12 protein-coding genes are annotated in these 23,347 nt (G+C 38.8%); 1 reads left to right on the top strand and 11 read right to left on the bottom strand.

All coding sequences use genetic code 11. The features are described 5' to 3' along the window. Position 1 precedes the first annotated feature (1 nt). From AAEZ00_RS17285 to AAEZ00_RS17270, 4 genes are all read right to left on the bottom strand, one after another. The gene (locus tag AAEZ00_RS17285) at positions 2 to 6,802 is read right to left on the bottom strand and encodes a SpvB/TcaC N-terminal domain-containing protein (RefSeq protein ID WP_351089234.1); all 6,801 of its coding nucleotides are present in this window, start codon (positions 6,800 to 6,802) and stop codon (positions 2 to 4) included. A 1,002-nt stretch (positions 6,803 to 7,804) separates the two neighbouring features. Further along, positions 7,805 to 9,505, bottom strand: coding sequence for a coiled-coil domain-containing protein (locus AAEZ00_RS17280; RefSeq protein ID WP_351089232.1), 1,701 nt, complete (start codon positions 9,503 to 9,505; stop codon positions 7,805 to 7,807). After that, entirely contained in the window at positions 9,502 to 10,662 is a 1,161-nt protein-coding gene (locus AAEZ00_RS17275) for a tyrosine-type recombinase/integrase (protein WP_351089230.1), read from the bottom strand. The genes AAEZ00_RS17280 and AAEZ00_RS17275 overlap by 4 nt, the downstream gene beginning before the upstream one ends. Before the next feature lie 662 nt (positions 10,663 to 11,324). Then, positions 11,325 to 11,564 carry a helix-turn-helix domain-containing protein gene (locus AAEZ00_RS17270; RefSeq protein ID WP_124731077.1) on the bottom strand — a complete coding sequence of 80 codons (240 nt, stop codon included), beginning with the start codon at positions 11,562 to 11,564 and terminating at the stop codon, positions 11,325 to 11,327. Positions 11,565 to 11,720: 156 nt separating this feature from the next. On the opposite strand from AAEZ00_RS17270, the gene AAEZ00_RS17265 reads away from it, so the two are divergent. Beyond that, positions 11,721 to 12,242 carry a hypothetical protein gene (locus AAEZ00_RS17265; protein WP_351089227.1) on the top strand — a complete coding sequence of 174 codons (522 nt, stop codon included), beginning with the start codon at positions 11,721 to 11,723 and terminating at the stop codon, positions 12,240 to 12,242. 162 nt (positions 12,243 to 12,404) lie between these two features. Here AAEZ00_RS17265 and AAEZ00_RS17260 read toward each other — a convergent pair whose 3' ends face one another. The 7 genes from AAEZ00_RS17260 to AAEZ00_RS17230 form a co-directional block, all read right to left on the bottom strand. Further along, positions 12,405 to 12,722 (bottom strand): GIY-YIG nuclease family protein, encoded by a 318-nt coding sequence (locus AAEZ00_RS17260; RefSeq protein WP_351089225.1) that lies wholly within the window; start codon positions 12,720 to 12,722, stop codon positions 12,405 to 12,407. Positions 12,723 to 13,210: 488 nt separating this feature from the next. After that, positions 13,211 to 15,055, bottom strand: a complete 1,845-nt coding sequence (locus AAEZ00_RS17255; protein WP_351089223.1) for a UvrD-helicase domain-containing protein — start codon at positions 15,053 to 15,055, stop codon at positions 13,211 to 13,213. Next, entirely contained in the window at positions 15,052 to 16,953 is a 1,902-nt protein-coding gene (locus AAEZ00_RS17250) for an ATP-dependent nuclease (RefSeq protein WP_351089221.1), read from the bottom strand. Before AAEZ00_RS17250 ends, AAEZ00_RS17255 begins: the two co-directional genes overlap by 4 nt. Before the next feature lie 750 nt (positions 16,954 to 17,703). Then, a complete protein-coding gene (locus AAEZ00_RS17245; protein WP_351089219.1) occupies positions 17,704 to 19,035 on the bottom strand; it encodes a tyrosine-type recombinase/integrase in 1,332 nt (443 codons plus the stop codon). A gap of 426 nt (positions 19,036 to 19,461) precedes the next feature. Then, positions 19,462 to 19,728 (bottom strand): hypothetical protein, encoded by a 267-nt coding sequence (locus AAEZ00_RS17240; protein ID WP_351089217.1) that lies wholly within the window; start codon positions 19,726 to 19,728, stop codon positions 19,462 to 19,464. A gap of 275 nt (positions 19,729 to 20,003) precedes the next feature. Further along, entirely contained in the window at positions 20,004 to 21,248 is a 1,245-nt protein-coding gene (locus tag AAEZ00_RS17235; protein ID WP_351089215.1) for an SNIPE associated domain-containing protein, read from the bottom strand. Positions 21,249 to 21,260: 12 nt separating this feature from the next. Next, entirely contained in the window at positions 21,261 to 22,676 is a 1,416-nt protein-coding gene (locus AAEZ00_RS17230; RefSeq protein ID WP_351089213.1) for an SNIPE associated domain-containing protein, read from the bottom strand. Positions 22,677 to 23,347: the final 671 nt, after the last annotated feature.

The following is a 23,347-nucleotide window of genomic DNA, read 5'->3' as shown; positions in this document are numbered from 1 at the left end:
CTCAACACGTTGTAATCGTATGAGCGCATACTACAGCGCCCTTATGGAGTTGATTGTCCAGTTTGAACTTCCCAGTGCGTCTTGGATTTGAATAGCGAGTTTGTCGGTTACCTATCGGCACAACCCTCGGAGTTAAGATGCGCTGACCAGCACTTCCATTTGCATCCGCAAAAATCAAGACTCTTTCAGTAACCTGAAATTTTTGAGAAACAATTTTATCTCTTATATATTCATTAAACATTTTACTGTTCAAAAACTTAGCAGACATATCGTGAGGCCCGTCCCTCCATGGTTTTTTGCTGTTCCATGGCAATCCTGGTGGGGAGTCGGAACTCGTATCGGTCAGAATACCAACATATGCATATTCTTCGCTTTCGTGTGTATGAGATCTAATTTCTGTTTTTCCGCTTTCGATTTTGCAATAGTTACCATTATCACAAATAGATGGGTCGTAATCTTGCTCTTGTAATCCTAAATCAGAAGGAGAGCAAGCACTACCGAAGCAGGCTGTTTCAGTACCATTTAACCCTGAACTATCTACATTAGTACCACTATCTCCTTTATGCAGGTTAACTGCCCCAGACACCTTACCAACTTGCGCGGTACCGCCACCATTACCGTCAAATGATATAGAAAAGTTCTTCTCGCCATTTGAAACTGAAGTTAATTTATAAGTTTCCCCATCAGCTGTCACATAGAGATTCCCACTTTCATCTTTCTCAAGCTTCTCAAACGCCTTACCTGATATAACCTCGTCTAATTCTTCAGATCTATACCCTGTTGGGTCAACCCCACTCATCGGGTTATTCAAAATATACGAATACGGGTTAGCGCTCTGGCTATTCTCTGGGAACTGCAAAAACGGGTCAACACTTAAAAAACGGCCGACGTTAAAATCGTATATCCGCCCGTTCATATGAATAAGCTCTTGATCAATCAAATGCTCATGGTCTGTGTAGCCCTTAGTGACACCTTGCCAGCTAGTACCAGATAATAACGAATTGCCTGATGCAATGTCTCTTGGGCGACCAAATACATCATAACCACGGTGTTGTAATACGGCACCGGTTTTGGCATCCATCAAGGTATCAACACTACCTAAGTGGTCGCGCAGAACATGCTGGAACGGTGATTGATTACCTAAGCTGCCCACATGGGCTTTCATCTTAATGGTGTGGTCACCAATGTAGGTTTTATCTACCGTACCGCTTAGGGTCACTTCACGCTCAAAACTGCCCACATAATACGTGGTCGATACCACACTACCGCTTTGCTGTTTAACCTGTTTATAGCGGTTACCATTCGCATCGTAGCTGAATGTACTTTTTACATTATTGCGGTCAACCGTTAACGGCTTGTTTTGGTCGTTATAGGTTAACGTTACGCCATCACCGGTGAGCCGGTTACCGTTATTGTCATAGGTGAAGGTTTTTGTACCACCACGGATAAACTGCCTAATGGCGTTAGGGCCTGCATTACCGCCAGCACCTTTGCCTACACTACCGTAAAGATACTGACTACCGTAATCGCCTTTAACAAGGATATTACCTGCGGCGTCATAGTCATAATTAACCGCAGCATAGGTGATACCTTTGTACGTTTTAGTTGAGTCATCAACCCGCATGAGCTCGTCATAGTTGTAGCTTTCTTTGAACTGGGTAATCACATTGTGTTGAAAGGCTAAATTACCCATTCCATCATAATCATAATTTAAGTATTGCACCCCGAGAGTACTGCACCCTCCAGAAGAGCTGGTACAGATACTCGTTGGTGAACCGGCTAAATTACGGCTAAACTGTTGAACATAATAGCTACTGAACGTTTGTTGATTAATACTGCCAAAGGCGCTGTACTCATCGATTATGCGCAGTGATTGCTCAGAACCATCAGTAAAACGTTGGTAATCTTCGATTAAATAACCCTTGTCGTCAAAACGATAAGCTACATGCTCGCCGCTAGGATACTGCATGGCTTTGATACGGCCAAATTGCGAGTCATAGGCATATTTTTCAGTGAAGCTTAAGCTACCAATAGCCGTAAGTGTTTGCTTAATGCGCCCAGCGGTATCATAGCTATGAGTTTGAATATGCCCATCTACTTTAGCCTGGTATAACTTACCGTAACCCACATTGGCATCATATACCCAGGTTCGCGTTTGCTGACCTGTTTGACTCGTTTGACGACCGGCTTTGTCATAGTTAAATGTGGTTGTAATATTGCGCGCATCTTTTTGGGTTACAAGCTCGCCATATTGATTATAAGTAAAGTTCCAGACCCCCATGTTCGGGTCGTTAAACCATGCCTTGCGGCCTAAATCATCATAACGGGCGGTGATTTGGCTGCCCAGCACATCTTGGATTAACACAGGTAAGCCTGCGGCATTATAGGCAAAGTAACTTTTATTACCTTTTGCATCTGTAGTGCTTAATAGCTGACCAAGGCTGTTATAACTGCGACTCATCGACGCATTTAACCCGCCAGAAACGCTAATATTCGTCGTAATGCCATCGCCATAGTCATATTCTGACTGGTAGCTAACCATGCCGTCATTGTAAATCTTACGAGCGGGGCGCCCTAATGCGTCATAATCTTCAAATTGTGTCGTAATTTGGGTGCCGTAATCTTCTGTTGGCTTGGTTTCACTAACAATATTACCTCTTGCGTCGTACGCGGTTTCGCTAGTAATTTCGCCTTCAAAACCATCGGTTACCTGCTTTACAGGACGACCAAGGCTGTCGAAATAGGTAACGGCTTGTGGTTGACCATCTGCTTGCATGGTTTGCTTACAGGCATAGTTACCCGTTTCCCACTGTAGAGAAAGATAACTTGTGGGTTGAATAACAATATTGCCTTTGGTGACAGATGAGCTTTGCGGTGCGCCAATAAAGTTAACCTGATTGGTTGTCGTCACCCCATTGATATCGACAGATGTCAGCACCTGACCGGTTAGTGGGTCATAGGTATTGGTTGTCACGGCAACGCCCGGCCATTGGGCGTTAAAGGTTTTGTAGGCAAAATAACCATCATTAGTCATAGCGACCTGATTGTATCTATCTCCCACACTCACTTTGCTTGCATTACCGTACTGGTCATAGTTGCTATAGGTCGTAGTGGTGGCAACTCCTTTTAACGTACCGGTGCCTTCAATACGACTGCTAAGCAATGCTTTGACGCTTTGTTCGTTACTGCCATACGTGTGCGTTGTTTTTTGGCTTGTTGCGGTATTAGCAGGGTTTAACACGACACTACCGTGAGCTGCTTTGTAGATAACCGATTGATTGGCGGTTGAGATTGTCGGCACTGACCAACCGGCTAAATCGGTATAATCCTGTGTACTGCTTTTATTATGCTCAATGGTGGTATCAACTGTTTTAGTTGATGATGAAGTGGTTTGGCAGAAACGATTTTTAACTTGTGTGTTTGTCACTGTAGACACGATAGTGTTTGGATAGATAGATCTCGTTTCGCTCGTTGTCTTTTTGGGATAGAAACACCAACTACGACCAACGACTGCAGTATATTCCGATTGGCTCGGGGACAGTTCGTCAACTCGGTATTCATTAAGAGTATTTTGTTGACCGTCTTTAACGGTTTTTTTCAACACAGTCCCTGACCAAGGGAAGGTTTGTGAAAAAACGGTTTGAGTCGTTAATGTATGTAGGTTTTGAGCATCAGTATTGGTTTCAATAATGTCACTAAAACCTTGAAAGCCTCGACCCGCGACATGGAAGCGAGCATTTTTATAATTATATTCCGTTTTGTTAACCCCATTTAGGCCATTATCTTCTTTTAACGTGGCAACAACTCGCATCGTGTTAGTGAAGTTAACATAAGGATATTGAGTCCCTACAGGGGAGCTATACCGATTTTTAAGTTGTGTGTAGCCAAGCTGTAATTTTTCCCCCATACCCGTTTTGATACTCTTAATTACAGTATCTTGAGTATCCACATGTGCAAAAAGAGTAAATCCGACGGGATAAGAGCTAGGCTTACCGCCTTGTTTAGAGCCATAAAACCAAGTGCGTTTTGTGGCGTCTGACTCAAACCCCATTCCGGTGACAAAATCAACTCTGCCGTCGCCAGTTAAATCGATAGGCGACAATGTAGCCAACGCCCCATAAATAGGTAACTGAACATTAGTAAAAGATTTGCCATCAGGATTGGTGAGTAGAACATTCCAGTACCAGACATCATAGTCATAAAATCTGGGAGCATCAGCTCCGTCCACAGCACCACAGGCTTCGTTAGTACTCCAGCTCCAACAGTCATACAGGTACTTTTTACGAGATACATCCGGAAAAAGGATATCTTGACGTCCGTCACCATTATAATCGATAAATTGAATATAGTTTTCATAGACGTAACCACTCGGGCCACCATAAACAGGGTCTTTAGCAAAATTACCACCACTGACAGTCCATGCGAGTTCTTTTATCCCTGTATTAACAGGTGCTTCAAATAATCCATTGCCTTTATTGAAAATAATATAACGGGTGTAAAAACGGTCATTGCTGTTTACTTTGTTCAACGTCAAAATATCGCTGAGCCCATCGCCATTTAAATCAACCCAACGGCTCGGTTTAGAACGATGAACAGCGTCGACGTTAATGTTAAATGTGGTGTTTTTCTCCGTAAATGTGACAGCATTTGATGAGTTGAAGCCAATTTTGTACCATTTTAATGATTTATGGAATTGACTTGGCGCTAAATCTACTATTCCGTCACCATCCACATCCATCGGAATAAGCGGTTCTTTGGCTTGTGCAGTAAAGCTGCCTTTGTAACTAAAACCAGCACCAGAGGCATTTCGCAGATAAGCTTTGTAAGTAATAATATAGTTGCTAGAACCATTCTGTTTATTCGTCGCGAGTAAGATATCTTTACGGCCGTCGCCATTGATATCAACCGCATGGCTTGAACAAAATTTATCGCCAACATCACGATAGATAGTGGTGTAACATGTCGCGCTAATAGCTGAATTGTAAGTACTCTTAACACTACCGTTAATGTTAAAACTGGTAAAAACTAATTGCGAAGCACTGTTAGTGTAGACAAAATCATCAGAGCCATCTAAATCGTAATCTATCGTACCTGTGACAACATTTGAACTTTTCTCATTTTCAGAAATAACGCCATCATCACTAGCATTTCCAGTCCATTGACGGGCACTAATGTCAGGCAAATTGCGATAAGTAATTTTGTTTCCTGTGCGTGATAGATAGATGCCGTCTAACGGGACGGATAAATCTGCCACACCATCGCCATCATAATCGGCATCCTGTTTTACTTTTAATCCAACAGTATAATTATCTGTAATGTTGGCTAGTGCATGGTTGGTTTGTAAGCTGTGCTGGTATTGACGGGAAAACCACGAGAATTCTGTTGTTAAACAATCATTATTGTCTGTATCGCAATACTGCAAATTGTCTAATATCGCTGCATCATTTAAAGAAGTGGTCGGAGTCTGATAATTCAATAACCACGTAGCTTTTTCTTGCCCTTCAATGTTCATCGACATACTCATCAGCTGTCTGTCATGAATGCTATAGCCTCCCCACTGATAACTTTTAGTGCTAGGTATTGTTTTATAGTCAAAGTGAATATTTCGAGTGCCTAAAGCACCTTTATAACCGGTATAGTAGATATCAAGGAGATAACGATTACCTGCAGAGGCTTCGTCGTATTGGTAGCTAATTTCATTACCATGAGTGTCGCGAGTAATTTCTTGCAACCAAGTAGAAGCAAGGCTTAAGCCTACAGGGGCTATGCGACTGTTACTTGATTGGCCAAATACGTGTTGAGTCCCATTCGCTTCATAAGCAACAAAGTAAACATTACTGCTATTTAGCCCGCCACCTAATTGTTTAACAATAACAGCACCATCGCGCTCGGTTTGATAGTAGGTGCCAGAGATGCCGTATTTTCCAACATAACCACCAGCATCTTTTGCTACTGCTACCAAACGACTGCCGTTGTAGCAAATTTTATCTTCTGCACTAAAAGTGCTATTGGAACTTTTATCGTCTAAATCATAAATGTTTGAGCAACGGGAAATACTCGAGTTGGCCGATAAGCTCCAGCCCATTCCGGCAATTCCTTCACCAGATTGACTGCTGTAGTTTAGCGATAAGCTAGGTTGGACGCCCTTACGACCAGGTGCAACGGTCAAAGGCACTGAATAAGAAAAAGCGCCGCCATCAACGCCGGCATTGCCTTTTATTTCACCCACCAAGTCACTTTGTTCTGGTGAGACTTGGCCGTTGGTTGAATCTGGAATGGTTGAAATGTCAGCTAAAACCCCATTACTTGGACTGCCGCCACCAGAACTCACACTTCCAACTAAGACATTTGCACTATAGCGACCACATCCACTGCTATCACACACTTTAGCTCGATAGTAATAACCTGATTTTGTTTTCCCTGATAGAGATAATGTTCTTTGGCTATTCCAGCCGATACAAACTGTTCCAGACCCAAAGTCCGTGAAACTTGACTGTAATGAGGCTGTACTCACGCTTGGTGATGTAGACATAAAAGATACGGCGCCACCGTCATAGGGAATACCCCGCCCATCGTAAACGGTTTGCCATGTCGTGCCATCTTGTGATTCTTGGATATTAGCGGAGGTTATACTGCAACTCATTGACCAGTATAATTGGACCGATGAGCCCGACTTTGTTCCTGTTAGTGTTGGAGGAGAAAGTAATTCAAATGTTGGTGCTGCATAAGCAGAAGTGGCAAAGGCAGAGCTCAAAATAAGCAACAGGTATAAAACAAAGCGGTACACAATAAGGTGTGGCATAACTAGTCCATTAGTCGTAAATTAAAATCGAATGAGAATGTACACAAATTAAACATAATTGTAAACAAAATGAAATGTAAATGTTTTAATTTCGTTTTAATTATATTAACTTGCCTTTAAATATAAAATTCATACACAACAAGCTTTGAACCTTGATATTGCCTCGAACTTTTTTGAATTAAATCTATTATGTAGATTTATTGGACAACTAAAGGGGGTTCTGGCACAGGGCGAGATCGCGAACGTTTTATGAACAAATAGAGGGTTTTTTCACAAAACGAACACTCATGCGGTTGCCCTAGGTTTTGGCTATTAGATACTTTTTTCAATTTGATTTTGGGGTTCAAAGGGGTACCCCTTGCCCGAGCTTGTATCCGACCTTTTTGGAACAAAAAGTGGGATACAAGCGTACCGGGTTACGTACTGGTCCCACATAATTGCGGGCTACGTTTTGCTTCGCAGTCGATGACTGCGAAACTGTACTTTTCGCACTCACCGAGTGCGAAGTTAAGGTTTGTTTAGGCTAAGCCTAAACATTATCACGTCGTAAAAACAACTGACCATGCGGGTTTTATACTCTCACCATCTACGGTAATTTCATTTCAACACTAATGAGCTTCAAACATACATGTTGTTCAAACCTCAATTTATCAAATCGATATTTTGAGTATTTCGCCTTAACCGTTTGCTCTCTAAACCGACCACTGACATGTTTAATGCCGCCACTGGCAGCGTAAGTGCCATCTGTGGCAGCAGTGCTGCCAATTAGGGCTAGATAGCGCTATTGGCACAAACTACACTCTATAACTCGATACAAGCATAACCTCATGCCTGGCCGTTAATTTAAGTCTTACATTCTCAGCGATTAGTAAAAATCGGTCATCACTTTAAAAAGTAATGACCGATTCCCTGCTTATTTTGCGAGCAACTTATATTGTATTGACTCTAATCTGAGAGAATACGGTTAACGCATCATTTAACGAATATTGAACGCGTGCTATATCACATATCCAATGAGTCGTTAATCTGACTGTCTTTGCGTGTTAACCCGTTTTCAAGCTCTGTATCGCCAGTATTATTCGTGATTTTTATTAGTGTTTTTCTGAGCTCTGCTGGCAAATCTGCACTAAAGGCTTTAATGATATGTTGCATGAACTCCGTCGCTCCGGCTCTTCCTTTTAGTATTAATCGATTATTCATGTGTTCCAACATTTTGTGTATTGGATACAATGCCTGAGTTGTCATTACGCTAAGTCTATCTAAAATTGATTGTTTCTCAGCTATGGCGCTATCTAATTCTGTGTGTTTTTGCTGTTTAAGCCAAATCGATGCATCTAATTTCTTTTCTTCCTTTACCTTAGCGCTTAAACGCTCATCAACTTCTTGCTCAAGCCGCATTTTTTTACTGAGTCTACGCTGATTTGTTTGAGCCATAGCCTCTTGCTGAATACATTGTTGCTTAAGTGCGTCACGTTTTATTATCAAAGTCTCACAATTTTCACTCAAGTAAGCGGCTTTGTTCTCTAAATCATCAACCGTTTTCTCTAGCTGAGAAATTTTGTCACCCAATTTTTTAGCCTTATTTTCTAAACTATCTACGTCCTCAAGTAAACGTGTGTGATAGTTGAATGATCTATCGCGCTTCGCTAGCTTTGCTTCTTTACGCATTTGCATTCGTTTTTCAGATTTACGGACAGATTCTGGATGGAAATCAGCATTGATGCCCTTCGGATGAAAGAGATGTTCATTGACGAACTCATAGAACATCTCTTGCATATGCTTCGCCACATCGCCTGCTTGTTCACGATTCAAGCGTCCTTTCTCAGAAAGTAACTCGGCATCGACACCTTTGCGATCAAACAAAAATGCATTGACGTTTCTGATGTGTGCTAACCGTAAATCGTATTGATGCGTTGAAGCATTTTTCCCAGAAATGAAAGCATGAACATGACCGCCAGTTATTTCACCGGGTAGTCGTTCATCATGATGTAACACCATGAGTTTAATTGGATGATCAGGATAATAACGCTGTAAGAAACTTTTCATTGCGTGCATCATTTCTTCATTGCTCACAATGTCTGTACCTATCTGATTATTTATAGGGATTTTGAATAATAATTCTTCAAAATTGACAGAGTTAAGTGAATTAGGCTTATCTAACAATGCATTGTGGGCTTTGATATAATTCACCAATTGCTCAACTCGCTGAGCTTTACGCTTCATATTAAGCAAATTCAATCGATATGCAGCATGATGCACATTTATTAAGCTATCACTCGAAAAAATCTCATCGACTAACTCAATACCTTTCTTACAAAAATGACCTGCCTTTATCCACTCTTTAAGTTTGTTTTTTGAGCGCGCTTTGTCTTGCCCAAATTTACGCGCATCAGCGCTCTTCATTGTTTGAGGTTGCAAAATTTCGAACATCATTTGCTCTCTTTGCTCTTGTGAAAAGTTAGCTAGAGGGACAATTCCTTCAGGGGTATCAATCAAATTAGTGTGCGATAGCGAGCTATTCCATTCAATTTCGATCTCATTCTTTGAGCGCATCAGCTTCTGTGACTTAGTCAAATACTTTTGTTTAAGCGCCATTTCTTCTGTGAGACGTAATGAATGAAACAAGGTAGCTTTGCCAGCTCTGCGCCCCTTGTCATTAAATGCATAGTTAACAAATGCAAAGAAGAGAGTCGTTAATCTCATATCAACGTCTCCCCAACACTCTGACTCAACAATCGATTGAGATACTCTGTTATCAAATTGGGGTGACTAATGAGCAATTGCGATATCTGTTGCTCTGACAGCTGAATATCAGCGTTTGAAGCAGTATTTGAAGTCGTTGCTACATAGGGAGTCTTTGTTTCAACTGATAAAGATTCATCGGGTTGTTTTTGTGTAAATATGCCACTAAATTGTTGCTCTACTCTGTTAACAAAATCAGGTGCATCTGCACACATCCATCGCGCATAATGAATATCAATCATAGCAGTGCTTTCGTGCCCTAGTTGTCGGGCTATCCATTCTTTTGAGACACCAGATGTCAGAGCTTGACTTGCAAAAGTGTGTCTAAGTTGCCCAGCGCCGCGATGCTTAACATTGGCAGATACTAAAAATGGGGTGAAAAACGTTTTGTTAAATTGTTTCGCGCTTATAAAAGGCTGATTTGTCTGAGTGTTGTAGAAAACGAGTGATAAATTCTCGATTTTTTTCGTTTTATTGTCGCGCTGAAGCACTGATATCTTTCTAGCTTTTCGATGTCCAGTTATCAATTTTTGTTGTGTTAATATATACATAGCAGAAGCACATAACTCAACTGTGCGTTGTGACCCAGGTGTTTTTGGTGTTTTATATTGCTTGTCGACTAATGCAATTCTGACTTTGAGTTTTGCGTTAATAAAGTCAATATCTTCCCAGCTTACAGCGAGCAACTCGCTTATACGAAGTCCAGTTAGGGCACATAACTGGAAAGCATTTTTCCCTGAAAAGCACTCAACCTCTGTTTGTGCTAACGCTGTTAATTCTGCTCGTGTAAACGGATTAGGCTCAGCATGACAAACTGATAGATTTTGGATGCCATCCATCGGATTTCTAACAATTAGACCGTCTCGAAAGGCATTATTAAATATCGCACGCAAAATGATATAAAACTCGTTTATCGACTTGTTTGCATAGCTTTTATGTAATTTTTGACGCAACTGAATAATGTCACTGTGCGTGACAGAATTAATATAACGCTTCCCCATTATTTTAATGATTTTTGATGCTTTACAACGCTCAGAGCGTAATGTTGAAGGTGCGACTTCATGTACTCTTGAGGATAAATATTGCTTCACATAATGTGAGACTGTTAAATCTTTCATTGCTTAACCTTGGCGAGTCTTTGCCCGCTTTTCTTAAGCACAGATTAACATATCCTTGAACATACACAACACTCAGATTAAAAATAACTATATACATTTCAACTATTTATATACTTTTAACATTTTAAAAAGTCAATATTACAACGTCATGAACAAAATAAAACATTACATAATCACAGTGTTAAATGTCATAGCAAACACATTTAACATGACTGAAATCATCGACAACAATTTATATTATGAGTAAATTATTTTTTGAATATGTAGAAAAAAAGCTGAGGAGGAGGAAGCATCAACGGTTCGTCATAACACAGTAATGTTATCGACATTGTTGAGCTGTCATAGCATGCAGTAACTTAGTCAACTTTACATTCATCACTTTCAATACAAACAAAGTATCGCTAAATGACATTGTGTATTGATGGGCAAAAATTATATTTGGCAGCTTTACCCACCTTAGCCGTTTATCTTGTGCTTAAGTGGCTTTTGCAAGTTTGAATCATACATAAAAAGCATTGATAATCGATATACCGCAAAATACTGTCATAGAGTTGTTCTAGACGTGCTTCGATAAGATTATTCTCGTAACTGCATTACGCAGCATATCGTCTCTTCTAACGTTAAATAAACCTTCATTTTACTCAACAATCTTGTGTCTTAAGCTATTCAGCCTCAAGTAAAATCGCTTTCTCGTCTGGGATTAAATCATGCACTGAGCATTCAAGAATCGCTGCAATAACATACACTTTCTCTAAGCTGATACTTTTCTCACCTCGCTCTACGATACCAATATAGTTAAGGCTAAAGCCGCATTGCTGTGACAGGTCTTTCTGAAGTATGTCTTTTTCTTTTCTTTTTTCTGCGAGTTTTTTTCCAAACTCAATCGCAATCTTTTTTTTCATTCTTATCTTGTAGATTAAATTAAAACACACTATAGTGTGTTTTGTGGTGATTAATCACTTAGCTAATATCAGTTTGCCGCTGCCTTATTAGCTAAACGCTCGCCCAGGGATGCTAGCATCCCTGGGTTTATTTACTCACAACTCGAATCCTTCAAAATGACACAAGTTGATTTTATAGACATTATTAATAAACATTGCCCCGTCGTCTTTACTACGGAATATTTGTTACAAGCCCTTATCTATACGTATGAGACTGAAGATGCTGCAATTCTTCGAAAATGCATGCATAACCACTTGTATCGATTAGAAAAACACCACTTTGTGAAACGACTTTCTCCTAAAAGAAGTCGCAACGCACAATATGAACAACGGTTCAGTCTACAAGCCCCAATTCATATGCTTCCCAAAAGGCCAGACAGTACTTTACATAAGCATACTGATAATCAGAGCATGGTAAAAAACCACTATAATGTACTTCAGAAACATATCAAGCAGTTAACACATAAACTCAATGCTTTTAAATTGCTTAGTCACAAGTTTCATTTATATAGCCCCATCATCAATGGCAAAATCAAGGTGTTAGATACCGAGCTATATGTAAAAGGCATTGAGCTCAATGCCGTCAATGAATTGATAGATGAAATCAAAAAAAGCCATGCTATACAGAAGGCTTTGTGACTTGAGTGCTAGTGTAGTGACCAATGAATACAGGGCTGTAGTGATCAATAAAACCTGGCACTACACTTTAGTGTCCCTTATAGCAGAATAAAATCAGCATACTTCTATAGCTTGCTTCTCGTTGGTCCTTTGATTGTCTATATTGTTAATAACTTCTATTGCTTATTGTACGGTACAATTGAATAATTCTTTAGCCTGTGAAGTACATTGCCTTATAGATTGGTATTGAATTAATTTGCTGTACTGCGCTAGCTGGCCATGACACCAAGTTTCATCAGTTGGCATTTGCTCACTTTTAACTATGTACTGTATTTCCCAATCATTAACACCAGCATAACTATGCTTGTTTAATCGTTTACATCTATTCTTTGGTATGGTGGCGTAGCCAACTTTAACTAGATTTAGAGACTTGCTATACAATACGTATAAGAAACCTTTATACAACTCATGTGCAACTTTACAAGATACTGATTTACCCATGCTATTTTTCCTTAATGTGAAGTGGATAGCCCTTTATATAACCAGCTCATCTGATTATACAATCTAGCTAGTGAAAATAGTCTCTGTAAAAGAGCAATATCAATTACATTTCGTATGTATAAAGAAGGCAAGCATTGTTAAATATAGGTTTGGTTCTAAGCAACGTTGAGGCAAAAATTTACCCGTGATAAACCCGTTGCATTTAGCTGATAAAGTAGACCTAGGTGGTTGGGCCATTTCACAGGTCACTATTTTACTGAAAAATATAGTTTTTACCGTATGGAAATAAATGTTCGCTAGCTCTATAAAAACGGTGTAACTTATCAGATATTATTAAGTTAGGAATGACAAATGGTGCAATCTTTGGCGCAAGTTTTCATCCATAATTCGATAACTTTTTTGTATATCAAAACTCTGTTCATTGAAAATTGATGACATCATCTGTGTACTCATTTAGGGGCGTAACGAGTCAGAATAGCTGTGCCATATTAATTGCCGACAGTTAAATCTACAACATTCCAACCATTTGAAATAGCAATAGCTCGCTTAGCTTCAGGAAATCTAGATTCATCAATAGCAATGCCAATTAGATGTTTTGGCCTCGTCATTGCTACGTACAGCTGTTTCATGAATTTAGGCTTCCTAACACCTGTTGGCGTTGTACTCTTAACACCGATAATATAATCCAACACCTGATGTACATCATACTCATAGAATTGTGTTTCTAGCAATAAAGTCGCAGAGTGCGTTTCCCCCTTTACGGAGTGGATCGTATCAACCTCAATATAGATATCACGATCATTTATTTTTTCAACATACATATTAGCCGACACAACTTCATCATCAGTTATAGCACTTGGTGCCACATATGAAATAAAGTCGGTAAGCACAGTATACTTATCCAACAAACCAAGGTCTGTTAATAAGTCCTTAATATTATCTCCCCATGTATTACTATCGTTAAGAACAGAATTTTGAATCTTAATTATATTTTGGTTAATTTCATTACGCTTTGGACTGTCCTTTATCATGCTCTTGAGTTGAGATATAGGTACATATTCGTAACCTGCAATAGGTAATAGCCTACGAATTCCTTCCAAAACCATTCTATAACCATCTGAATTGCATGCAGTAATCTTCTGAGCCCTTCTAAAGTATTCGATCATTTTTTCTGGTTTGAAGTTTTTACTGGAGTTACATTTTTCAAAGTTTGAAAAGTAGTGTTTAATCGTAAGACCTTCCGGCTTAGTCTTGCCAACCCCACCAACGGCCTTGATAGGATGTCTCTCATCTAACGGAAGGTTATTAGCACACAATTTTGCAAACGCTGAAAGTACTCTCGACCTGCTCTGCTCATCAACGATGTAGATCGTATGTGGCTGAGCGTTATAGACTAAGTGAGTAGAACTTAATGCCACCTTATTAGTACTCAATCGACTAGCTAGGGCTGCGACGCTCGGGTTAAATCTATGGCTGGTATTTATAACCTGCAGCTGCAAATCATTATAGCTATTGTTACTTTCTTCTTCACCACCAGAAAATATCGCCTGATCAGCATCACCTAATCGTTGAAGCGCAACTCCTCTATAAGAAAATAACTTATTAATTATTTCATCTTGTACTATGGATGTATCTTGCATCTCATCTACAAGTGCCAAAGGAAACCTTGATTGAATAGCTTTTATTACATTTGGATTAATATCCAAATACGCCTTTGCATACTCAAACATCTCTCTATAAAAGAATAGCCCCTCTTTCAACATAGCTTCCTTTATTAAATAAAGATTTCTAAAGCTATCAGATGTCGAAGTCTTTTTGAAACCGGGAATGACTTTCTCAAACGCACCGCCAACATACCTAACTTGTAAGTCAGATATACTAGCTTTTGGCTTTCCATCCAAATACCTTCTTGCCTTCCAAGAAAGTTTACTATCGATATAATTGAGGCAAAAGTCATCATCGATACGTTGAATTTTTATACATTTTGTTCTACAGAAAGGTAAGGCTAGGAACCGATTAACAAATTCTTGAATCGTACCGATGAAGTGAGGATATGATAACAATTTACGCCCATTCTCATCACGCTCCAATCGACTAATAATTTCATTTTTAGCCACATTAGTGTGGCTAAGAACACATAAACCACTTGTACTCTGCTTCCAACTCTTCGCTAGCAGTATTAATTTCGCTGCAACTAGTGTTGTTTTACCGCTACCAGGGCAAGCTTGAATATCGACAAATTCTTTTATAGCTTGTCGACGTTCAGGATCAAAAACCAGTCCTGTCTTAACTTGAAGTTCATCGATATGGCTATCGGTTATACAAGGTATCATTCTGTACCTTCTGCTTCTAGTTTCTGAGCAACTTGATCCTCTACAGTTGCTATAGCAATAGATTCTGTTACATATTCTATGGCACTAACAATATACTTAGGCAATTTACTTTTAAGCCCAGCAGAGTCATCCTTATAGATTTCACTTAATATCTGAGCCAGCTTGTATGTAGACATAGTTTTGCCAGACGACATTTTTTCAATCATTCCATATATTTGAATAGCTTTTTCTTCAGGATCATCACGAAGGTCTTCAAAACCTACTTCACTACCTTTTACTGAGCAATAAAGTTCTTTGGCTAGCCCCGATTTCGCTAAGCAATATTCAAAAGTCCACTCATCCGAAACAAATGTTATTACATTTTCTCCATCTTGTTCACGCTTATTTGCCTTACGTTTTGCTAGTTCGTCAGGCTTATTTTTATAGTAGCTAACCCAGCGATTCAAGTTACCAAGCTTTCCTGCTTCTGGATTAGGTTGTTTTTTCACTTTAAAGCCGACGACATTCTCTGGCTTCTTTTCTGCTTTATCTGGCCAAATATCAAGATCAGTTACACAAGCTACTTTAATAGGGAATGGTTGTTCATCAGCCACCTTCTTACGATAGATCTTTGCATACCGTTTATAAGCTAGGTTGCCAACATTCACTATCGACACGCCATAATCTTCAAGAGGACGACCTAATAATTTGGCAATAGCTGGCAGTAGAATGTTTTCACCGTCGCCTTCGACTAACAAAACACTTTTAGCGAAAAACATATTTGCTTTACTAACATCAAGAAATTTTTCTAAGAACGGGTAGTCATCACTATTCAATAAGGTAGCGTCTCGTCTTAATGGAAAAGACTGCCCTTTATTCATCAGAATTATATTTTCAAGCGAAACTTTTGAAGCTAGGTTAGGACTATGTGTTGATAGGATGCACTGTAAACCTTCTTGCTTGTCTACAAGATACTGAATGAACTTCATTTGTAACTGAGGATGAAGGTGTGCTTCGGGCTCTTCAATTAACAAAAGTGGAAAGCCTTCACCTGCCTGCGTTAATAACATTAGTTCGGCGGCCATAAATAATAAGTTGCTATACCCTAGTCCATGGGACAAACCTGTATCATTCAATCCAAGAGTAAGCCGCTCAACAATTGCTTTAAAAGCTGAATTTTTTTCCGCGGCACTCATGTCTACAACATTCTTGCTGCCAAGCATGTCAATCACTGGTGCAAAAGGTGTGTCTTTGAACGTTATTTGCTCTAAGAGCTTTTCGACACTGGTTTTCGCAGTGGAAATCGACTTATCAGCTTTGATCATTTGGTTAGCCTGTACAACCAGCGTAATCAAACGTTCTATATCCAACTCATTGCCGCCAATACTGCTCTTACTACCTAGTAGTTGTGACAACCGAGACATTCTTCCTGCAGAAAGCTCATTCTCAGCATCCCTTAATGGTTTAAGATAAGTAGTAGAAAGATATAGCCGCGTATCACGATCTAAAATTGGCCCTTCATCATCAGCGCCTGCACGGATTTCAGTTCGTATACCTTGTGAATTATTCGTCTGGGTTTCATTTATGGAAGCAGTTAATGTTATATGCAATACAGTTTGAACATTACCACCTTCATCTTGTTCAAACGTCAGGTATTCAGCAAATGCACCTCCGTCGCGAGCATCCAGTCCACAAAATTTCAAACTAATTTTTAGCTTTGTTGACCCCGATCTGAAATCGGAATACTTAATCCTCACCCACTCAGCAGAGTTAGTATCTAAAACCAGTCTAACAGCATCGATTAAACTCGTTTTACCAGCATCATTTTCACCGACTAAAAGGTTCAACCCTTTATTTAAAGTGATATGAGTTGACTCAAAGCCTCTAAAGTTCGTGGCCGTTATACTTGATAAGTACATACACTATCCTTGTTAATAAGTGGAGCGGGGCCAGAGTAAACGTTTAAGAGGGGCAATTATTCATTATTGAACCATTTCTTCTCTAAATGTCATACTCTACCTATTAAGTAAACAAACATACATTAATCTGAATCATACTTTAATATCAATACTTTACTTCACATTTTGATTCATAATTACAAATTAATGAGCTATATCTATTTGCAACAAATTAGTTGCTTTTACGATATGTCACTTTCCCTAACTGCTGATATATAAAATAAAGACAAGACTTCCCAAAAAATCATCAGTAAGCATTCCGTTTAACACCCAAGTTTAATTAGCTTAACTTTCATTGTTATTCCATCAAAGAGTGAGGCATAAATCAATTAGCTAGTTTCATACGCGACCACATTAAACCTTTCAAAAGCTCGATTAAAACTACTTGCTCACTCTTTTATACAAACTAATTTCGCTCTCAGTGAGAGCGAAATATTTATTTCGCACTACCCTATAGCTGATGAGTGCTGGGTTACAGAGCATTTAAGACAATTTTTTAAAAAACCAAAGTTTGAAACACTTGTTTGATTTACAAATTTTTTTCGCACTCACTGACTGCGAGCCATTTTCAATACCATCATATTTCGCTCTCTGCTGTAGCGAAATAATGACAGCTTTGGCAGTGTTTGTGCCTCAACTGACACTGTTACTGCCAATCGAGACAGATTGTTAATTTAGGTCTAAAGTTTATTTATTAACCACACCCGATCATCAAATTTGATAGTCAATTTTCTCAATATCCTTAAGCAATGCTGCAACGTTTATATCTTTGCCGTAACGACTGAAAGTGATGTTGGGATTAGCGTGACCGACGATTTGCGCCACGATATGCTCACTGATATCCAGTTGCTTCATTTCATCGATAAACGTGTGTCTGAGGCCGTAGGCGGTTGGACGCTGATTCGCTTGCATGCCGATTTCAGTTTGAAGCTTGGCGAGCTGTTTACAGTAAGTTTTTGACCAATCTTCAATGATGCCGACAGGTTTATAATCAAACAGCTGGGTATGTGTTGATTTTCTTTGCTCAACAAACGCAATAAAGCCAAGCTCAAGCAAGCGCTGATGTATGGGCACATAACGTTTGGCATTGAGGTTCTTTAATCGCTGTACAGCACCACTATCATCAACGCTAATGCAGTGTATGCCCTCAATTAACTTGATATCTCCAGGTTTGAGCTGGCAGGCTTCTGAAGGCCTTAAGCCACCATAAAGCATCAAACGGGTGACCCACTTAAAATCAGCTGTTGAGTCGTTGAATGCTGTCGAGCGGATTAATCTTTTTAACTCAGGTGCTGTCCAGCGGTCTCTAGCTTGATTCGGTTTAGCTTTTGGTTTTTGTCCGACAGTAACGCTTTCAAACGGGTTGTGATTGCAGTAGTTCATTAGCTGGCACCATTTAAAGAACTGGAATATTGCTGCTAAGTACTCTTTATTGCTTTTATAGCTTCGGCCTTGAGTCAGTAAAGCATCTCGATAGGTCATCGCATCAGCACTGGTGATGTCATGCACACATTTATCATCAGTTTTAAGCTTGGTTTTAAGAGTGAATTTTGATGGTACGGTATCAATAAAATGCCGAGTACGCTGCTCAAGCTGCTTAATAGAGAGAGGCCTGATGGCTGATTTTTGTTTTGAGATAATAAATGCGCTTAATGCTTCGTTTAACCCAATAACAGGCTTTGGTTGCGCCACAATGGTAGTTTCACGATGTTGAGACAATTTAGTCTCTCTAATGGGGATAGCATGAGGTTTTTGCGTGATGTTGAACGTAATATCAGAATCAGCTGCATCAAACTGAGCTCTGAGATGGTTAATGACCTCATCAACGTAGCGAATAAAGTCATTTATACGGGTTTGATGGTCAATAGATTTGATGATTTTTTTGAGTGCTCCGGCAACATCAATGTTACGGATGACCGCTTCTGCTCTGTCACGAGTCAGTAATGAGACTTTTACGTCAAAAGGGAAGCCCTTGTCGCGTAAATATTTGGCTAAGCAGATACGTGTGAAGTATACGTTGTTGGGTGCTCGATAAAGATACATTGTCTGAGTCAATCCTTATGGAGAGCCCCTTAAACGCCAAAAACAAAAAAAGCCGTTGATAATCAACGGCTTTTCTCGTATTTAATGTGGCGGAGGGATAGGGATTTGAACCCAAGCAATCAGCCACAAAATAAAACTAAAATTCATTATAATCAATAACTAATCGAAAAATCACATCTCAGATAGTGAACATTCGTAGTCGATATATGACATTTAATTATTTTCGAGTATTTTGTCAAACTACTCGATCAAAAATTTACTGAGGTAAACCATCAGGAGAGTTTTCATAGAATCTGTTATAGGCTCCTCGAAATAGACCCTGTAAATAGATTGCAGTAAATAACCAACTAAAAACAGACCTTCTTAGTTGCTGAGCGATATGTGCGAAATTAAACACTCATGCGGTTGCAATGATTTATTTCCCACTCAACAATAATTTACTTTCCATTCAACAATTGCCTCAAAGTCTTCAATGCTAATATCAGCCCTTTCTGTAATTGTTTTTGTTTCACCATCTTCAATACTATCATTAATTATCACTGATGTGATTTCAAATCCTTCACAATCCAGTCCTTTTATTTCAAAATCAGCGTATTCATTTTCTAGATTGCTTTCAACTATAAGTTTAAATGACATGCTTACATCTTGATCATCAGCTTTTAATCTTTTTGTTGCTAAGTCTATGATTTTCATATTATTCCATTATAAGTTGTTGGTTGTTTTTTAACATTTTCTAATGTTAAAAAATTCATTTGAAATAGTCGCTGTATTTTATAAAAATAACAGATATAGGTAATTTAAATAATATATAACTATAAAACATCCTTTGAATTGAGCATGGTCACACAAAAAATTAATATCTTAATTCATATATATCAATAATTTAACTCGATGCAACCTAGAATCATTTGCGTTTTCCAACCAAATTAAGCACTTTTTATTTTACGTCGCTGCCGAGCATGATTTGTTTACTCGCTCACTTTATCAAAAACCTCCAATTCGTATTTTCCATGATAACTTGATAATTCACGCAGCACATCATTCGGTTCAACGTAGAAAAACTCTTTACGTCCATTAACCATATTTACACGCTGTTCTGCAAACTTATTATGTAGATATTTTTCTAATGTAGGGGCATCATCAGTAAACACAAATGCATGGATATCAAATAGTTCTGGCACAGACGCATCACCGAGTTCTTTGACTCGCTCATTTGGATCTGCACGACGAGTCATACCGATTTTAACAACATTTGACCCGAATGATGTCTTATTTGAGATGATGTATACGTAACCAGCGCGAGTAGTTTGAGCTAAAGATATTGCTCTCTTTTCTTTTTCTATTAGCTCATTTAACTGTTGCTTATGAAGTTCATATAACGCTTTTTGCTCTTCTGAGCCTGATTCTAGTTTAGCTAACTCCTCAGCCACTAATTTTTCCATCAATTTCCGTTCTTTTTCCGCGTTTAATGCAGCATCTTGGATTCGCTTATCTTCACGTTCGGCTTCTCGCTTTAATTGGGCCTCTTCTCGCTCAGCTTCCTTGATGTCTTGTTTCGCTTGATTTAGCTCGTATGACAACCTTAGTTCTTCTATTTTCAGGTCTAAATACCCACTTTTAAGGTAAGTTTCAACAATAGTGCCTGAACGATTAATTTCATTGAATTTATCTTTGGCCCTATTTATCACGCGATTAATATTATTCCAATCTACCATTGCTGCTGCAGCTTTGAACTCATTATCTAAGCAACGAATACGAAGTTTAATTTCTCGATTAACCAGTTTTTTTGCCTCTGATCTCTTGCCATTAACAACTACATTATTTCCCATGCTACATACACAAGCTTTCTTTTCACTAACTAAACGTTTTAGTGAGTTTTTAACATCCAGAAGCTTACTTTCAATCTCATCAACACTTTCGCTATTTACTAAGTTACGATATGCAATGGAGTCTGTAGTACCGACCCCTAAATAGAATTGCGACAAACGTATTTCGCTTTGTCTCAATTCTGTTAGTTTTTTCTGATAGTTAGACTGTAATTCACTGTACTCGCTTGAAAGTTCAGATAGCCTTTTTTCTTCAAGAGAAGCAGGCTCATAAGTTGTTTGTAATCTTGCACTCTTCACTTTGATTTGATTTAATTTTGATCGTGAACTTAACAGAAAATATATGGATATGAATAAGAATACGGATATTGCGATAGTGATATACATAATTCTAATCCTTTAGATGAATTCAGGTAGTTTGCTAGACATCGGCTTAACTGTGGAATGCTCTTGTTTGAGAGCCTCTCGTATTAGCAAACTTTCCCTGTACTCTTTAGCTTCTACCTCAAAGTACCAATCACTGTCGATACCGAGTTCTTTCATTGCGTTCGATACTTCTAGCGGTGTAACTTTGAAGAATTCTTTCCGATGATTTTCAACGTTTACACGCTTGCCATTGAATTTTTGGTGCAGAGTTCTTTCAATTCGAGGCGCATCATCGACAAACGTTAATGAATGAACATCGAATCTGAACGGAACACTAGCGTCACCCAATTCGTTTACTCTGTCCATAGGCTCTAGTCGGCGTGTCATACCTATCTTAACCACGCCTTCACCAAAACTGCCAATGTTAGATATTACATATATATAACCTGCTCTGGTTATTTGAGCTTGTGAGATAGCTCTTTCAAACTTAGCTTCTATCCTCTCAATTTCCTTTTGCATTTTACTAATTTTAAGCTTCATATCTATTGCAGTTGCGCCATACATTTTCTGAGCAAGCATTTGCGCTTTTTTCAAGTCAGATTTACGGTAATAAATGTCGTCCTCAAGATCTTCTGTATCTTGACCTGCCTGTTTAGCTTGTTCACGCAAAAGGGCTTGTTGTGCTTTTTTGTTGTTGTTCAACTGTTCTTTGTGATCTAATTCTTTGTGCCAAGTAAGAAGTTCTTGCGATTTTAGAGTAACGTATTCATACGAGATACAAACATTCGTTGTTTCTCCCAGCTTTTCTAATTGATCTTCAAGTTGAATCAACTTCTTACGAGCCGTTTCATATGAAGAGTGACGCATTTGCTTTCTAATTACGTCGAATTCAGCATTAAATGCTTTAAGCAACAAGTCTTGGTAGGCAACAACCATTTCAGTACCTTTACTCTTGCTCCCATCCCAGACCCAATTAGAATAAGCAGTTGTTGCATTTCTCTTTAAGATCACGATCAACTGTTGTTCTCTGCATTGGTTTATCTGCTCCTTTAATAATTCACTGTCGTCAAATTTAAAGATTGGAGGTAATAAGCCTGCATTAATATAGGCAAGCCGTTCTTCATTATGTTTTAGAGTTTCTGTTAACTGCTGAAAAACGGATTGACCTGCAGACTTTTTCTGTAGTAGATCTTGGGACGAGAGCTTCAACTCACTAACTATTTCTTCCACAGATTTATTTTCTAGTAAATTTTCTTTACGAACAATTTCATTGGCAATCAGTCCGTGATTTAGATAATTAGAATAGATGATAAAAAGGTTTAAAATAGTAAAAATAGTAAATAATATTGAAATTATTTGATATGTGGTTGGTTCGTTGAGCATATCGATAGCGCCTTCCATGGTCATGATGATAATGACTTTACTAAAATAGTTGAATGATTGCTGCAAATATTACACTTTCGTTAAGTGATCTTATTCTAAACTCGACGTCAAAAGCTATAAAATCATCTTTTATCTAAATTTTTGATGAGACTAGTATTCATCGACTCTAAGAGTACGCGATTACGGAATTCGCGTTAACCGTTAGTGTTTGCATGTATTGAATTACTGCCAAAACTGAAAAATTTTTATTACACTAAAACTTAGCTTGCGCGTAAAGTAAACATTGTCTTCACTATACGGAAACTAAAGAACGATTTTCAATCGATTTTTAGCGTAAATCGATGAAACACCATTATAACTGTACATAAAATCAGTACGTACCATATAAAAGTGTCAATGCTGTTTTTATCTTTCACGCTTTTGATTTTTCACATGCGCAGCATGTGTGCCTTAGGGTTAAGGGGTTTCCCCTTGCCCGAGCTTGTATCCGACCTTTTTGGAACAAAAAGTGGGATACAAGCGTACCGGGTTTCGCTGTAGTCCCACTTTTTAAGTGGGCTGCTTTGGCTTCGCACTCACTGAGTGCGAAACGGTTTAAATTGCATTCTTTAAGTGAACAGTTACGTAAAATGAGCGTGAAATTAACGCGAAAAAGATGAAAATTCGATTTCTCAGCAAGATTTATTATCGATTTACGCCCGTAGGATTTGATAAGTTCGTCTGAGAAATGATACAGC

It is taken from the genome of Shewanella sp. S1-49-MNA-CIBAN-0167 (assembly GCF_040310145.1).
In the GTDB taxonomy this organism is placed as follows: Bacteria; Pseudomonadota; Gammaproteobacteria; order Enterobacterales; family Shewanellaceae; genus Shewanella; species Shewanella psychromarinicola.
The sequence above is the reverse complement of the archived record's forward strand: the minus strand, read 5'-3'. Positions and strand labels throughout refer to the sequence as shown.